Consider the following 12,922-nt stretch of genomic DNA (forward strand, 5'->3'; position numbering starts at 1 on the left):
GACTTCGGTGTGGAGTGCGTCACAAGCGCGTAACCCGCGCGAGACGCGTCCGAATTACGCCGTTTCCCGTTGTTGAAATCTTAGTGTTTACGTGCCCGGAAAGCGGGCAGAAGAATATGGGAAGCTGTGCTGAGAAATGCACGGGAATTGGCTCGGGAAATAAAAGGCGGGCGCCACCCCATTGAAGGGGTGGCGCCCGCCTTTGTGAAGTCGCCGGACCGCGCGGGTTACACCCAGGCCGCCGCGACGGCCCGGCGCGCACCCTCGAGGTCCACCGGCGCGCCGGACCCCTCCATCTCGGCCAGCGCCCCGCCGAGCGCGGCGAGCGAGGACTGCACGACGCCACGGGTGGCCTGCGGACCGTAGTGGTTGACGCGGATCATCTCCTTGGCGAGCGCCCCGCCACCGGCCACCAGCGGCAGGACCGGGTCCACCGCCAGGGCTCGCGCGACCAGTTCCGAGGCGTCGATCCCCGCCGGGGCGCGCAGCGTCGTCGCCACCGGCGCCGCGTCCCGCGCCTCGTACACGTACGGCTCGATGCCGCCGCCCAGCGCGAGCGCGCCCGCCCGGGTGGCCGCTGCCGCGCCGGCGTGGCGGGCCGTCAGGGCGTCGAGGCCCTCCGCGTCGATGCGCTCGACGCACGCCTCCAGAGCGAGCATCTCCAGCTGCGCCGGAGCGTGCAGCAGCGCCTTGCGGCCGCCGTCGATCCAGCGGTGCTTCCAGTCGAGCAGCGACAGGTAGGAGTGGCGCGGCGCCTGCGGGTTGGACTCCATCCGCTCCCACGCCCGCGCGCTGACGGACACCGCGGACACACCCGCCGGGCCGCCCATGGCCTTCTGCGCGCCGATCACGCACAGGTCCACGCCCCACGCGTCGGGCAGGACCGGCTCGGCCGCGATCGACGCCACCGCGTCCAGGTAGAACAGGGCGCCGTGCTCCCGCACCACCTCGCCGATCTCGGCGACCGGGTTCGTGTTGCCGGTCGCCGCCTCCGCGTGCACGAGCGAGACGAAGTCGGTCTCGGGGTGCTCGGCGAGCGCGTCGCGCACCTGCTCGGCCGTCACGGCGGTGTGGAACGGGACCGCCAGGTCGTGCACCGTCGCGCCGCTGTCCCGCAGCCAGTCGCCGAAGGTCTGGCCGTAGGGGCCCGTGATGATGTTCAGGGCCACGGTGCCGGGGCGCGCGGTGCCGCGGATCGCGCCTTCGAGGGGCAGCAGCGCCTCGCCCTGCATGATCACGACGTCCTGCGAGGTGCCGAGCAGCCCGGCCACGCGCCGCTCGATCGAGGCGAAGTGCTCGGCGCTCAGGGGGGCCAGGTCAAGAAAGGGGTGGGTCACGATCGTGCTCTCTTCGCTCTCTGGGCTCACGTCGCCCGTGATCTTCGTTCACGAGTTCGTACGGCGGGCTGCCGTTCCGAGCGTACCCACCGGGCTCATAGGCTTCCGACATGAGTGAGCGCGCGGTGCTGCACGTGAAGGGGCGGGTCCTGGTCGGGCCCGACGACGTCCGGGACGAGCTGTGGGTCGTGGGCGGGCGGGTGACGTACGACCGTCCGGCCGGGCCCGGCCTCGACATCACCACCGTCGACGGATGGGCCATGCCCGGACTCGTCGACGCGCACTGCCATGTCGGCCTGGATACGCACGGCCCGGTGCCCGCCGACGTCGCCGAGAAGCAGGCCCTCACCGACCGCGAGGCCGGCACGCTCCTGATCCGCGACGCGGGCTCCCCCTCCGACACCCGCTGGATCGACGACCGCGAGGACCTGCCCAGGATCATCAGGGCCGGGCAGCACATCGCCCGCACCCGCCGCTACATCCGCAACTACGCGCACGAGATCGAGCCGCCCGAGCTGGTCGCCTACGTGGCGCGGGAGGCGAAGCGCGGCGACGGCTGGGTGAAACTGGTCGGCGACTGGATCGACCGCGACGCGGGCGACCTGACCGCGTGCTGGCCCCGCGAGGAGGCCGAGGCCGCCATCGCTCAGGCGCACCGGCTCGGCGCGCGCGTCACCGCCCACTGCTTCGCCGAGGACTCGCTGCGCGACCTCGTCGAGGCGGGCATCGACTGCATCGAGCACGCGACGGGTCTCACCGAGGACACCATTCCGCTGTTCGCCGAGCGCGGCGTAGCGATCGTCCCCACCCTCGTCAACATCGCCACGTTCCCGCAGATCGCCGCGGCCGGCGAGGCCAAGTTCCCCCGCTGGTCGGCCCATCTGACCCGCCTGTGGGAGCGCCGCTACGACACGGTGCGCGCGGCGTACGACGCCGGGGTGCCGGTCTACGTCGGCACCGACGCAGGCGGATCGCTCGCGCACGGCCTCGTCGCCGGTGAGGTCGCCGAACTGCTCAAGGCCGGACTCCCGGCCGTGGACGCGCTCTCCGCGACGGCATGGGGAGCCCGCGCCTGGCTCGGCCGCCCCGGCCTGGAGGAGGGCGCCTCGGCCGATCTCGTGGTCTACGAGTCGGACCCCCGCGCCGACGTATGGGTCCTGGCCTCACCCCGGCGCGTGGTGCTGCGCGGCCGCATCGTGGGCTGAACTGGCCGTAGGCGGAAGCAGGTTGACGGAACGTGACGCCGCGGCCCGCCCGCTCGTTGCACACCACTCGTGCGCGCCCGCGCGGCCGACCGGCTCGTTCGACGCGCACCGGTCGGCCGGGTGACAACAGTGGGGCAACAGGGAACAACCGAGCCCAAAGATTCGAAGACCAGCTCGGAAACCTCACTTTGGAGTGAACTCACGTCAGGCTGCTGCCCGTTCACTCTCAGTGCGTAAAGATTCCCTCCATCGAGGCCGACGGCGCACGCCCCCGCGATGTCCCCCATGGCGGGGCGGGGCCGACGGCTCCATTTCTCTCGTGGGGGTCCCATCAGCATGCCCAGCACCACCTTCCGCACGCCCGCCCGCCGCCTCGCCGCGTCGGCCGCCGCCACGGCACTGGCCGTCGCCCCGGCGCTGCTCGCCACCGCGGGCACCGCGCACGCGACGGGCGGCCACGGCGGCAAGTCGAGCGCCGTGGTCCTCCGTACCGGCCTGGACGTCTCCCTGCTCAACAAGACCGTGAACGTCCCGCTCACGGCCACGCTCAACGAGGTGCAGGCCCCCGCCAGTGCCGAGAAGACCGCTCTCACGGTCAAACTGGACGGCGTCGACGGCGGGCAGCCGTTCAGCGTCCTGCGGGCGGACGTGGCCACCGCGAAGGCCACCGTCGACGACCACAAGGCCGAGGGGTACAGCAACCTCGCCCACGCCAAGGTCCACATCCCGGGCCTGCCGCTGCTCTCGCTCATCGAGGTCGGCCAGGTCACGTCGAAGGCGGTCTGCGAGACGGGGAAGCGGCCCGTCGCCGAGTCGAACGTCCTGGGCGCGGTCACGGTCCTCGGCAAGAAGGTGACCCTGTCGGCGGGCGGCACCACCCAGGTGAAGGTCCCGGGTGTGGGCGAGGTCCGGCTCGACCTTTCGAAGACGCACACCACGTCCCGTACGGCGGCCGCCTCCGCCCTCGAACTGAAGGTGTCCGTCAACCCGCTCAAGCTGAACGTGGCGGAGGTGGAGGGCACGGTGACCCTCGCCGGCGCGACCTGCGAGACGCCCACGGCGGCGCCTGCGCAGAAGCCCCCGGCCAAGCCGGCCGACGACGTGAAGCCGCAGGGCGGCGCCGCCAAGCCGATCGCCGAGCCCGCCGCAAAGCCCGCAGCCAAGGCGGACCTCGCGGAGACCGGGGGGAGCTCGATGACGCCGTACATCGCGGGCGGCGCCGTCGTGCTGCTGGTCGCGGGCGGCGGGGCCGTCGCCGTCGCGCGGCGCGCACGTTCCTGACCCGAGGGCTCGAGGAAGGACCCGAGGGCCCGAGGGGGGACCGGAGGGCAGCGGGTGGGCGGGAGTGGAGGGGACTCCCGCCCACCCGCAGGTGTCCGTCAGCCGCTGGTCAGCGCCTGGTCGAGAGCCTGGAGGAACCGGCCCGTCGTCGCCCTGTCCCGCACCGCGAGACGCAGCCAGTCCCCGCCCAGACCCGGGAACGTGTCGCCGCGCCGCACCGCGAACCCCCGCTCCCGCAGCCGCGTGCGCAGCGCCGCCGCCCCCGGGACCCGTATCAGCACGAACGGACCTTCCGCGGGACCCGCCAGCGACACGCCCTCCGCCGCGAACTCCGCGAGCCCCGCCACGAGATGGGCCCGGTCCGCCGCGACGCGGTGCGCCGCGTGCGCCGCCTCCGCGAGGGCGCGCGGCGACACACACGCCTCGGCAGCGGCCAGCGCCGGCGTGGACACCGGCCACAGCGGCTGCGCCCGCTCCAGCTCCGCGATGATGTCCGGTTCCGCCAGTACGTAGCCGATCCGCAGCCCCGCGAGCCCCCATGTCTTCGTCAGGCTGCGCAGCACCACGAGCCCCGGCACGTCGCTCCGGCCCGCGAGGGCCTCCCGCTCGCCGGGGACCGCGTCCATGAAGGCCTCGTCCACCACCAACACCCGCCCGGGGCGGGCGAGTTCGGCGATGAGTGCCGCCGGGTGCAGGACCGACGTCGGGTTCGTCGGGTTGCCGATCACCACCAGGTCCGCGTCCTCGGGCACGGCCGCCGGGTCGAGCCGGAAGCCGTCCTCCTCGCGCAGCAGGACCCGGTCCACGGCATGCCCCGCGTCCCGCAGCGCCGCCTCCGGCTCCGTGAACTGCGGGTGCACGACGACCGGGTGACGGGCCTTCAGGGCGCGCGCGAGCAGCACGAACGCCTCCGCCGCCCCCGCCGTGAGCAGCACCCGCTCCACGGGAAGCCCGTGCCGGCGGGCCACCGCCTCGCGGGCCGCCCGCCCGTCCGGATACGCGGCGAGCCCGCCGAGCGAGTCCGCGATGTGCTCGCGCAGCCACGCCGGGGGAGTGTCCGCGCGGACGTTCACCGCGAGATCCGTGAGGTCCGCACCCGTGCCGCGGACCTCCGCGTCGCCGTGGTGGCGCAGATCGTGACCGTCGTCAGTGCGCATGCGAGTGAGGGTGCCCGTGACCGTGCGAGTGCCCGTGGCCGTGGTGGTCGCCGTCGTCGTCCGGGTGGAAGTGCGGCTGCTGCGGAAGCCCCACCTTGTCCTCGAACCCCGGCAGCGCGATCCGGTACACGCAGGTGTCGCAGTTCATCCGCAGATCGCCGCGGACGGCCTCCTCGTACCGCTCCATGACCAGATCGATCAGCTCCGGCTCCGGGCCGATCACGTCGGCGGAGAGCACCTCGACGTCCGGGTGGGCCGAGGCCCAGCCCTCCGTCTGCTGCCGCACACGGTCCGGCAGGATCCCCGTGAACAGGAAGTACGGCAGGACGACGATGCGCCGCGCGCCGAGCTTCACGCACCGGTCGAGGCCCGTCGGCACGTCCGGCGCGGCCAGCGACACGAACGCCGTCTCCACGCCCGCGTAGCCGCGGCCCTCCCACAGCAGCCGCGCCGCCTTGTGCACCTCGGCGTTGGCGTCCGGATCCGTCGAACCACGGCCCACGAGCAGGACCGTCACATCGGCCCGGTCCTCCGGCGTGCGGACCCCGCCGCCCAGCGCCTCGTCGAGCCGCCGCTCGAGGACCTTCAGCAGCGACGGGTGCGGACCCAGCGGACGCCCGTACGTGTAGGAGACCCCCGGGTGGCGCTCCTTCTCGCGGGCGAGCGCGGCCGGGATGTCGCCCTTGGCGTGCCCCGCCGACACCAGCATCAGCGGCACCGCTGCGAACCGGCGCACCCCGCGCTCCACGAGCTCGCCCACCGCCTCCGTCAGCGGCGGCGGCGACAGCTCGATGAAGCCGCCCGCCACGGGCAGGTCGGGACGGCGGCGGCCGAGCTCCCTGACGAAGTCGCGGAAGGCTTCGGCACCGGCCTCGTCGCGGGTGCCGTGTCCGGCGATGAGCAGAGCGGGAGGGGTGGTCACGAGGACTCCTTGTGGGTGGTGCTGGTGGTGTTGTCGGGAGCGGCGGCGGCCGGCTGCTGCCAGCGGTAGCCGCGCGGGGTGACCATGCGGCCCGCGATGCGCCGGGTGGCCGTGTTGCCGACGGTCACGACGGTCATCATGTCGACCCAGGCCGGGTCGAGTTCGCCGAGGGTGGTCAGCCGGCTCGACTCGTCGGCGCGGGACGCGTTGCGCACCACGCCCACGGGCGTGCCCGGCTCGCGGTGCCCGGCGAGGATGCCGAGGGCCTTGGGCAGTTGCCAGTCCCGGCCCCGGCTGCGCGGGTTGTAGAACGTGACCACGATGTCCGCCTCCGCGGCGGCCCGCACCCGGCGCTCGATGACCTCCCACGGCGTGTGCAGGTCGGACAGGCTGATCGAGACATGGTCGTGGCCGAGCGGCGCGCCCAGGATCGCGGCCGCCGCGAGCGCGGCCGTCACACCCGGTACGCCCACCACGTCGATGTCGTCGGACGCCTCGGCGAGCGCGGGCGACGCCATCGCGTAGACGCCCGCGTCGCCGCTGCCGATCAGCGCGACGGCCTGCCCCTTGCGGGCCTCGGCGACCGCCGTGCGGGCCCGCTCCTCCTCGGCGCCGAGCCCGGACTCCAGGATCCTGGTGCCGGGCCGCAGCAGGTCCCTGATCTGGTCGACGTACTGGTCGAGGCCGACGAGGACGGACGCGGCGCGCAGCTCGTCGCGGGCGCGCGGCGTCACGAGGTCACGGGCGCCGGGGCCGAGCCCGACGACGGCGAGCCGGCCGCGCGGTGCGGAGCGCACGACGGCACACGTCGCCATCGCGGGCTTCCCGTCGGCGCGTACCGACTTCCGCTTGGGAACGAGGAGTTCACCGCCTCCGACCAGTGCGGCGGCCTCCGCCACCGACGGCGTACCGACGGCGTCGAGCGGAGCGTCGGACGGGTTCGGCACGGTGACCGCGGCGAGGGTCTCGGCGCCGTACGTCACGACGGGCACACCCAACTGCTCGGCGGCCTCGACGATGCCCGGCTCACCGGCCTTCGCGTCGACGGTCGCGAGGCGGGCCACGGACAGCGGCGAAAGACCCGCGTCCCGCAGCGTCTCGCGCACGAGCCCCAGCACCTCGTCCACGGGAGCGCCCTTGCTGGCACCGACGCCCACGACGAGCGACGGAGGCCGCAGGACGACCTCGCGGCCGGCGGGTTCCACGGCGCGGTCGGTGACGCGGATCGTGTGATCAGCCACCTGGTCCGGCGCGACGTTGCCCGGCAGTGCGGGCAGCGGGTGCGCCAACTCGGCGTGCAGGGAAACCGGTTCACCGTCGAGGAGCGCACGGGTCACCGCGGCGACGTCACCCTCGACGGGCAGGCCGAGCGTGTCGAGCCCCGGCACGTCCACCGCGTCCGTCGCCGTGGTGACCACCGGCTCGGCCTCCAGGACGGCGGCCACCTCGCGCGCGAGCGCGTTCGCCCCGCCCTCGTGCCCGCCGAGCAGCGACACCGCGAACCGCCCGGCCTCGTCGACGCACACCACACCCGGGTCCACGTGCTTGTCCCGCAGCAGCGGAGCCACGAGCCGGACCACGGCCCCCGTCGCCAGGAAGCACACCACCTGCTCGCACTCCGTGAACGCGCGCCGCACGGCGTCCCCCACGGAACCCTCGTACACCCGCGTACGCGACGGCCACGCCGACGCGAGCCGGTCGCGGGACACCGCCCCAGCCGCCGTGGCGGAAATCAGGCCGATCACTCAACTACTCCTTCGTTCAAGGAAGTCCACGGACGTTCAAGGAAGCCCTCGGAAGTGGCGCTCTGCGCATCTGCGTCGGGCCGTACGCCCCACACCAAAAACACCGGATTGGCCGCGGCGAGCCGCGACACCTCGCCCGGCAGCGGCGCGAGCCGGGACGACTGGAGCAGCACCCCGTCGCTGACGAACCCGGCCGCGCCCAGCGCGTCCCGCACCGCGCCCACCCGGTCCACCGCCGCCACCGCGACCACGACGGACCGTCGCGCTCGCCGCGCGCTCGCCGTCACGATCGCGGCCAGCTCGCGCCCGCCCCCGCCGATGAACACGGCGTCGGGGTCGGCCAGATCGGACAGGACGGTCGGCGCCGCGCCGTGCACGACGCGTACATCGACACCGTGGGCGGCGGCGTTGTCCCGGATACGGGCGACGCCGTCCGCCGTCTTCTCGACGGCCACGGCCGCGGCGCCGAAGCGCGCGCACTCCACGGCCACCGAGCCGGACCCGGCCCCGATGTCCCACACCAGGTCCCCCGGGCGCGGCCCGAGCCGCGCGAGCGCGAGCGCCCGCACCTCGTACTTGGTGATCATCGAGTCGCGGTGCGCGAACTCGCCCTCGTCCAGGGCCCATCGGGCCGGCGGGCGGCCAGGACCGGCGAGGGTGCGCACCGGTGCGAGCACCCGCTTCTCGTCCAGGCACAGCACCACGCTCACCGCGTCGCCCCAGTCACGGGCGGCGGCTTCCGACGGCGTGACACGTTCAAGGCTCTCGTGCTCGGGGTCGCCGAGGAGGGAGGCGACGACGAGGACGCGGTCGGCGCTCGCGTGCGCGAGTTCGGCGCCCAGCTCGGCCGGGCCCGCACCGGGACCCGTCAGGACGGCCGTCTTGGGGTGCGCGCGGCACACGTTGACCGCGGTCCGCAGGTCACGGCCGTGCGCGCTGACCACTGCCGCGTCGTCCCACGGAAGGCCGACGCGCGCGAACGCCGTCGCCACCGACGACACCCCGGGCCGTACGTCGAGCGCCGCGGGCCCGAACCGCTCGGCGAGCGCCCGCACGATCCCGAAGAACCCGGGATCGCCGGAGGCGAGCACCGCGACGCCCTGACCCTTCTCGTTCCCCTTCTCGTTCTCGATGGCTCGCTCGACCGCGTTCAGCGCCGGAGCCAGCGGTCCGAGCACGACCCGCTCCGCCCCGGGAGCCAGCAGCGCCTCGGCCGCCTCGAGATGACGCCGCCCGCCGACCACCACAGCGGCGGTCGACAGGGCCGGGTCCGGGGACAGCGGCGCCCCCGTCCCCGTACCGAAGACCGTGATCACGACTGGGCCTGCGCCGATTTCCCGGCCCGCAGCGCGGCCCGCGCCTCGGGGTCGGCCTTGCGGAAACCGTGGAAGTGGCCCGGGTGGTAGAGGTGCGAACGCGTGCCCTCCGCGTCCAGGGCCGGCCCGACCAGGAACAGCGTGTGCTTCCACAGCTTGTGCTGCTTCACGGTCTCCTCCAGCGTGCTGATCGTGCACTTCACGATCAGCTCCTCCGGCCAGGTCGCCTGGTACGCGACGACGACCGGCGTCGACGTCGGGTAGCCGCCCTCCAGAAGCTCACGCACCAACTGCCCGCTGCGCGCCGCCGAAAGGAACAGCGCCATCGTCGTGCCGTGCCGTGCGAACTCCCGCACCTCCTCGCCCGGAGGCATCGGCGTCTTGCCGCCGCCGAGCCGCGTCAGGATCACGGACTGCGCGACCTCGGGGATCGTCAGCTCGCGCTGAACGAGCGCGGCCACGGCCGAGAACGACGAGACACCCGGGATCACCTCCGTCGCGATGCCGAGCCGCGCGCACCGGTCGACCTGCTCCTGCGTGCCGCCCCACAGCGCCGGGTCCCCGGAGTGGATGCGCGCGACCCGCAGCCCGTCGCGGTGCGCCCGCTCGTACACGGCGACGACGTCCTCCAGCGACATCGTCGCCGAGTCCAGGATCTCGGCGCCCTCGCGCGCGTGGTCGAGGACCTCCTCCTGCACCAGGCTGGCCGCCCAGATGACGACATCGGCGTCCGCGATGGCGCGCGCGGCGCGGAACGTGAGCAGATCGGCGGCGCCGGGCCCGGCACCGACGAAGGTCACCTTGCCGGTGGTTGCTTCGGGCATGACTGGGGTCCTCTCGGGGATGCAGCTTCGGGTGGTGCGGGTTCGTACGCAGTTCGGTCGTACGGAGGTACGGGAGCGGTATCGGACGGGTCGGAAGGTGCGGCTCAGCCGGTCCCGGGCGTGCGCAGGGTGTGCCGATCCGCTAGCAAGGGACCATGGCCGTCCTCGTCGCACTTGGCTCGTTCGTGATGACACTCGTCGGCGGCTGGACCGCCCACCACGTCACCGACCGGCGCCACTTGGTGCTCGGATTCGCCGGCGGCCTGATGCTCGGCGTGGTCGGCTTCGACCTGCTCCCCGAGGCCCTGCACGGCGCGGGCGACGAGATCTACGGAGTGCCCGCCGCGCTGCTCCTGTTCGTCGCGGGCTTCCTCGCCGCTCACATCGTCGAGCGGCTGCTCGCGATGCGCCAGGCCCCGCACGGGGCGCAGGAGGGCGAGGAGCAGGTGCCCGAGGTCGGCCTCGGCGCCGCCTCCGCGATGGTCGGGCACAGCGTCGCGGACGGCGTCGCGATCGGCGCCTCGTTCCAGGTGAGCAGCACCATGGGTTACACCGTCGCGCTCGCGGTGATCACGCACGACTTCGCGGACGGCTTCAACACGTACACGATCACGCGCGCCTACGGGAACGCCCGCCGCAAGGCACTCGCGATGGTCGGCGCGGACGCGCTCGCCCCGGTGGTGGGCGCAGCGTCGACCCTGTTCTTCACCATTCCGGGGCAGGCCCTCGCCTGCTACCTCGGGTTCTTCGGCGGCGTTCTGCTGTACATCGCGGCAGCGGAGATCCTGCCGGAGGCCGGCCACCACCACCCGGCGCGCTCCACGCTCCTGTGCACGATCGCGGGCGCCGCCCTGATGTGGCTGGTGATCGGCGCGGCGGGGGACTAGGGCCTGTTGCGCGCTCCGCGCGGACGGCGGGGAACTCGGAACAGGCCCTGGCACCCGTTCCGCCCCCCGGCGGCTCACAGTTTCCCGCCCCGTCCGCCGTCGCGCCGCGCGGGCGCGATCAGCGTCGACAGGTACGGCAGCGCGGCGTCGGTGCCCAGTTCGGCGGCGGGCCTGATGGACTCCTCGGGCAGCCCGAGCGCGGACCCCCATACGGCGTCCTGCGTCCGCCCCGTCTCGCGCAGCGCCGCGGCGACCTCGCCCGCGAGCCGACCGAACTTGTAGGCGACGACGGTGCCGGGTCCCGCGAGCGCCTCCTTGAGCACGGCCGAACCGGCGGTCACCGGCACGAGCGTCAGCGGCTCGGTGCCCTCCGTGAGCACGGCGCCGGAACGCGCGGCGAGGTCCTGCATGGCGGTGATGCCCGGCACGGTCTCGACGACGGTCCCCGGCACCAGCTCCTCGACGGTCAGGGCGAGATACGTGAACGTGGAGTACACGTTCGGGTCGCCGATCGTCGCGAACGCGACCGAGCCGTGCTCCCGCAGCAGCGCCGCGACGCGCTCACCGGCCGCGTCCCAGGCCGCCTCGCGCCTGGCCCGGTCCGAGCGCTCGTTGAGGGCGAAGACGACACGGACGACCTTGTCGGCGGGCACGTAGTGCAGGACGGTCGCCTCGGCGCGGCCGGGCTCGCCGCCGTCGGTCCCGTCGGCCGCGGCCATCACCGGCACGACGACGACGGCGGCCCCGCGCAGGGCGTTCACGCCCTTCACGGTCACGAGCTCGGGGTCACCGGGACCCACGCCGACGCCGGTCAGCCGGTGCGTGGTGTTGCTGGTCATGACGGGGTGACTCCTTCGGTTGCCCGCGCGACTTCGGTTGCCTGCGCGACGATGCGCCGCGCCGCCTGGGGCACGGCGGCCCAGTGCACATGCAGATACGAGGCGTGCACCCCGCCCTGCACAAACCCTTCGACGCGCCGCTCGGGACGCGTGATGCCCCACGCGGGGGCGGCGCCGGCCCCGGGCTCGACGACGGTGCGATGGAACTCGTGGCCTCGCACTCGCGTACCGTTCGCGGCCAGCACGCTGTCGGACACGGCCACGGCGTCCCGGTACCCGAGCGTGAGCCGCTCCGACATCCGCGCGTCGGTGTCGAGCACTCCGCACATCGGCTGCCCGTCGAGGGACCGCCCGAGGTACAGCAGCCCGGCACACTCGGCGACGACGGGCGCCCCGGACCGCGCGAGCTCTCCGACGGCCTTGCGCAGCGGTTCGTTGGCGGACAGCTCGGAGGCGTACACCTCGGGGAAACCTCCGCCGATGACCAACGCGCGGGTCCGGTCGGGGAGTTGCTCGTCACGGAGGGGGTCGAACGGCACGACGTCGGCACCGGCGGCGACGAGCAGCTCACGGTGCTCGGCGTAGGAGAAGGTGAAGGCGGGCCCGCCGGCGAGAGCGACGACGGGCCGCGGCCCGTCGAGACCGTCCATCTGGGAGGAGGCGGGCTGGGGGAAAGACTCCAGAACCTCGGCCGCATGCCAAGCCGCACAGTCCAACGACGGAGCACTACGCGCCACGGCATACAGCGCGTCCAGGTCACACCCGACCCGCACGAGCTCCGCCATCGCCGCAACAGCCGAAACCGCCTCGACTCCCCGCTCGGCCACCGGCACAAGCCCCAAGTGCCGCGAGGGAGTGACCACTTCCCCACCCCGGCGCAAGGCGCCGAAAACGGGCACCCCCGCCTCGTCCAGCGCCTCCCGCAGCAGCTCCTCGTGCCGCTCGGAGCCCACCTTGTTGAGGATCACCCCGGCGAGCCGCACCTCAGGATCGAACGAGGCGAACCCGTGCACCAGAGCGGCAACGGACCGCGCCTGCGACGAAGCATCCACCACGAGCACCACCGGCGCCCGGAGCAGCTTCGCGACATGCGCGGTCGACGCCAGCTCACCCTGACCGGACGCCCCGTCGAAAAGCCCCATCACGCCCTCGACGACGGCGAGATCGCAGCCCTGCGCCCCGTGCGCGAAGAGCGGCGCCACCAGTTCGGGCCCGCACAGGTACGCGTCGAGGTTGCGCCCGGCGCGCCCCGTGGCGAGCGCGTGGTACCCGGGGTCGATGTAGTCGGGCCCGACCTTGTGCGGCGACACGGCGAGGCCGCGTCCGGCGAACGCCGCCATCAGACCCGTCGCGACGGTCGTCTTGCCGCTGCCCGACGAGGGCGCGGCAATGACGAGCCGAGGCATGGA

11 protein-coding genes are annotated in these 12,922 nt (G+C 73.7%); 3 read left to right on the forward strand and 8 right to left on the reverse strand.

Features of this window, described 5'->3' with window-relative positions:
• Positions 1-227 precede the first annotated feature (227 nt).
• Positions 228-1,337, reverse strand: coding sequence for an aminotransferase class V-fold PLP-dependent enzyme (locus ACIPWY_RS27410; RefSeq protein WP_362908150.1), 1,110 nt, complete (start codon positions 1,335-1,337; stop codon positions 228-230).
• Between the two features lie 110 nt (positions 1,338-1,447).
• Between ACIPWY_RS27410 and ACIPWY_RS27415 the strand changes: the two genes are divergently transcribed.
• Positions 1,448-2,542 (forward strand): amidohydrolase family protein, encoded by a 1,095-nt coding sequence (locus tag ACIPWY_RS27415; protein ID WP_401535460.1) that lies wholly within the window; start codon positions 1,448-1,450, stop codon positions 2,540-2,542.
• A gap of 336 nt (positions 2,543-2,878) precedes the next feature.
• Positions 2,879-3,823 (forward strand): SCO1860 family LAETG-anchored protein, encoded by a 945-nt coding sequence (locus ACIPWY_RS27420; RefSeq protein ID WP_362908075.1) that lies wholly within the window; start codon positions 2,879-2,881, stop codon positions 3,821-3,823.
• A 98-nt stretch (positions 3,824-3,921) separates the two neighbouring features.
• Here the strand turns inward: ACIPWY_RS27420 and cobC are convergent, their stop codons facing one another.
• From cobC to cobM, 5 genes are read right to left on the reverse strand one after another with little or no spacing between them, the layout of a single operon-like run.
• Positions 3,922-4,980 carry an Rv2231c family pyridoxal phosphate-dependent protein CobC gene (cobC, locus tag ACIPWY_RS27425; RefSeq protein ID WP_362908076.1) on the reverse strand — a complete coding sequence of 353 codons (1,059 nt, stop codon included), beginning with the start codon at positions 4,978-4,980 and terminating at the stop codon, positions 3,922-3,924.
• The gene (locus ACIPWY_RS27430; protein WP_401535463.1) at positions 4,970-5,902 is read right to left on the reverse strand and encodes a sirohydrochlorin chelatase; all 933 of its coding nucleotides are present in this window, start codon (positions 5,900-5,902) and stop codon (positions 4,970-4,972) included. The genes cobC and ACIPWY_RS27430 overlap by 11 nt, the downstream gene beginning before the upstream one ends.
• The gene (gene cobJ, locus ACIPWY_RS27435) at positions 5,899-7,647 is read right to left on the reverse strand and encodes a precorrin-3B C(17)-methyltransferase (protein WP_393705537.1); all 1,749 of its coding nucleotides are present in this window, start codon (positions 7,645-7,647) and stop codon (positions 5,899-5,901) included. The genes ACIPWY_RS27430 and cobJ overlap by 4 nt, the downstream gene beginning before the upstream one ends.
• Positions 7,644-8,963 (reverse strand): precorrin-6y C5,15-methyltransferase (decarboxylating) subunit CbiE, encoded by a 1,320-nt coding sequence (gene cbiE / locus ACIPWY_RS27440; protein WP_401535466.1) that lies wholly within the window; start codon positions 8,961-8,963, stop codon positions 7,644-7,646. The genes cobJ and cbiE overlap by 4 nt, the downstream gene beginning before the upstream one ends.
• On the reverse strand, positions 8,960-9,787 hold the full coding sequence (gene cobM / locus ACIPWY_RS27445; RefSeq protein WP_326776391.1) for a precorrin-4 C(11)-methyltransferase: 828 nt from the start codon (positions 9,785-9,787) through the stop codon (positions 8,960-8,962). Before cobM ends, cbiE begins: the two co-directional genes overlap by 4 nt.
• Before the next feature lie 155 nt (positions 9,788-9,942).
• On the opposite strand from cobM, the gene ACIPWY_RS27450 reads away from it, so the two are divergent.
• Positions 9,943-10,674, forward strand: a complete 732-nt coding sequence (locus ACIPWY_RS27450; protein WP_393705535.1) for a ZIP family metal transporter — start codon at positions 9,943-9,945, stop codon at positions 10,672-10,674.
• A gap of 74 nt (positions 10,675-10,748) precedes the next feature.
• Here ACIPWY_RS27450 and cobI read toward each other — a convergent pair whose 3' ends face one another.
• Together cobI and ACIPWY_RS27460 are read right to left on the reverse strand one after the other, a co-directional pair.
• On the reverse strand, positions 10,749-11,513 hold the full coding sequence (cobI, locus tag ACIPWY_RS27455) for a precorrin-2 C(20)-methyltransferase (RefSeq protein WP_362908082.1): 765 nt from the start codon (positions 11,511-11,513) through the stop codon (positions 10,749-10,751).
• A complete protein-coding gene (locus tag ACIPWY_RS27460; protein WP_401535469.1) occupies positions 11,510-12,919 on the reverse strand; it encodes a cobyrinate a,c-diamide synthase in 1,410 nt (469 codons plus the stop codon). The genes cobI and ACIPWY_RS27460 overlap by 4 nt, the downstream gene beginning before the upstream one ends.
• Positions 12,920-12,922 lie beyond the last annotated feature (3 nt).

Source organism: Streptomyces sp. NPDC090032 (assembly GCF_044748025.1).
Lineage (GTDB): Bacteria > Actinomycetota > Actinomycetes > Streptomycetales > Streptomycetaceae > Streptomyces.

Coding starts and splice junctions, on each gene's coding strand:
- cobI (WP_362908082.1), bottom strand. CDS start 11,513: ATGACCAGCAACACCACGCACCGGCTGACCGGCGTCGGCGTGGGTCCC.
- ACIPWY_RS27415 (WP_401535460.1), top strand. CDS start 1,448: ATGAGTGAGCGCGCGGTGCTGCACGTGAAGGGGCGGGTCCTGGTCGGG.
- ACIPWY_RS27460 (WP_401535469.1), bottom strand. CDS start 12,919: ATGCCTCGGCTCGTCATTGCCGCGCCCTCGTCGGGCAGCGGCAAGACG.
- cobC (WP_362908076.1), bottom strand. CDS start 4,980: ATGCGCACTGACGACGGTCACGATCTGCGCCACCACGGCGACGCGGAG.
- cobM (WP_326776391.1), bottom strand. CDS start 9,787: ATGCCCGAAGCAACCACCGGCAAGGTGACCTTCGTCGGTGCCGGGCCC.
- ACIPWY_RS27420 (WP_362908075.1), top strand. CDS start 2,879: ATGCCCAGCACCACCTTCCGCACGCCCGCCCGCCGCCTCGCCGCGTCG.
- ACIPWY_RS27450 (WP_393705535.1), top strand. CDS start 9,943: ATGGCCGTCCTCGTCGCACTTGGCTCGTTCGTGATGACACTCGTCGGC.